General features: G+C 53.4%; 3 protein-coding genes. All 3 read right to left on the bottom strand.

Translation table 11 applies throughout. The features are described from left to right. Nucleotides 1-150 (bottom strand): flagellin N-terminal helical domain-containing protein (locus ACQ3G7_RS24665; RefSeq protein WP_496353232.1); only part of this gene is annotated, 150 nt, incomplete at its 3' end. A gap of 201 nt (nt 151-351) precedes the next feature. Further along, the gene (locus ACQ3G7_RS24660; RefSeq protein ID WP_430893005.1) at nt 352-1257 is read right to left on the bottom strand and encodes a flagellin N-terminal helical domain-containing protein; all 906 of its coding nucleotides are present in this window, start codon (nt 1255-1257) and stop codon (nt 352-354) included. A 212-nt stretch (nt 1258-1469) separates the two neighbouring features. Beyond that, the coding region (locus ACQ3G7_RS24655; RefSeq protein ID WP_430893003.1) for a flagellin at nt 1470-1926 on the bottom strand (457 nt) is incomplete at its 5' end.

Genomic DNA, 1926 nt, shown 5'->3' with positions numbered 1-1926 from the left:
GGCAATTGCCTGACCTGCTGCGTCATCTTTCGCACTGTTGATACGCAGACCGGAAGACAGACGCTCGATCGCGGTGCCCAGAGAAGACTGAGATTTAGTCAGGTTATTCTGGGTCATCAGCGACAGGGTGTTAGTATTAATAACAGCCATAATAGTTATCCTTTATTAATAAATGTAGGTTCCGGTATGCGCCAGCGGCTTCATCACCGTCATAATAGTTATCGACGTGACGACCAAACCCTTTAGGCATTTTTATATTTTTTGAGCAAAAATTGTCGAAAAATCACCCTAATGCAAATATAAAAAAAGCGCCGACACGCGGCGCTTTTTGCATCAGAAACTCTGCGGTGATTAACGCAGCAGGGACAGCATAGTCTGCGGAACCTGGTTGGCCTGCGCCAGTACCGAAGAACCGGCCTGTTGCAGGATCTGCGCTCGCGACATGTTCGACACTTCCGTCGCGTAGTCGGAGTCCTGAATACGGCTGCGGGCTGCCGACAGGTTGTTCACGGTGTTGTTCAGGTTGGTGATGGTGGACTCGAAACGGTTCTGGGACGCACCCAGCAGGCTGCGCTGGTCGTCTACCGCTTTGATCGCCGCATCGATGTCTGCCAGCGGAGTGCCGTCAGTACCACCGGTGGAGTCAACGGTGCCCTGCAGAACGTCGAAGCCTTCAGCGGAAGTAGAGCGTGCAGTACCGTTGATGGTCTGGCCAGTCGTGGACGCCGTGGCGCCTGTCGCGTTGTACAGGTTGTAAGAATCAGATTTGCTCAGGCTGATGGAGATGCTTTCGCCGTCTTTCGCGCCCACCTGGAAGCTGTAGCTGCTGGAGCCGGTACCGGTGTTCAGCACTTTAATGCCGTTGAAGTCGGTCTGGGTGGTCACGCGGTTGATCTCTTCCATACGCTGGTTAACTTCAGCCTGGATGGAGTCGATGTCGGATGCAGAGTTGGAGCTGTTCTGCGCCTGAACGGTCAGGTCACGGATACGCTGCAGGTTGTTGTTGACTTCGCTCAGCGCGCCTTCAGCGGTCTGCGCCAGAGAGATACCGTCGTTCGCGTTACGGGCAGCAACGGTCAGACCGTTGATGTTAGAAGTAAAGCGGTTGGCAATTGCCTGACCTGCTGCGTCATCTTTCGCGCTGTTGATACGCAGACCGGAAGACAGGCGCTCAATCGCGGTGCCCAGAGAAGACTGAGATTTAGTCAGGTTATTCTGGGTCATCAGCGACAGGGTGTTAGTATTAATAACAGCCATAGTATTTATCCTTCAGTAATAAATGTAGGTTCCGGTATGCGCCAGCGGCTTCATCACCGTCATAATAATTATCGACGTGGACAGGAAACTCTTTAGTTGTTTTTATATTTTTTGAACAAATTCTGTCGAAAATATAAGCAATACAAATACGCCGCAGAAAATAAAAAAAGCGCCGACAAGCGGCGCTTTTTGCATCAGATACTCTGCGGTGATTAACGCAGCAGGGACAGCATGGTCTGCGGAACCTGGTTGGCCTGCGCCAGTACCGAAGAACCGGCCTGTTGCAGGATCTGCGCGCGCGACATGTTCGACACTTCCGTCGCGTAGTCGGAGTCCTGGATACGGCTGCGGGCTGCCGACAGGTTGTTCACGGTGTTGTTCAGGTTGGTGATGGTGGACTCGAAACGGTTCTGGGACGCACCCAGCAGGCTGCGCTGGTCGTCAACAGATTTGATCGCCGCATCGATGTCTGCCAGCGGAGCACCGTCAGTACCACCGGTGGAGTCAACGGTCCCTTTCAGAACGTCGAAGCCTTCAGCGGAAGTAGAACGTGCCGTACCGTTGATGGTCTGGCCAGTCGTGGACGCCGTGGCACCTGTCGCGTTGTACAGGTTGTAAGAATCAGATTTGCTCAGGCTGATGGAGATGCTTTCGCCGTCTTTCGCGCCA

The organism is Kosakonia sp. N21, from assembly GCF_050587465.1.
Taxonomy (GTDB): domain Bacteria; phylum Pseudomonadota; class Gammaproteobacteria; order Enterobacterales; family Enterobacteriaceae.
The sequence above is the reverse complement of the archived record's forward strand: the minus strand, read 5'-3'. Positions and strand labels throughout refer to the sequence as shown.

What these genes read in the sequence shown, in the direction of transcription:
- ACQ3G7_RS24660 (WP_430893005.1), bottom strand. Translation starts at nt 1,257, where the DNA reads ATGGCTGTTATTAATACTAACACCCTGTCGCTGATGACCCAGAATAAC.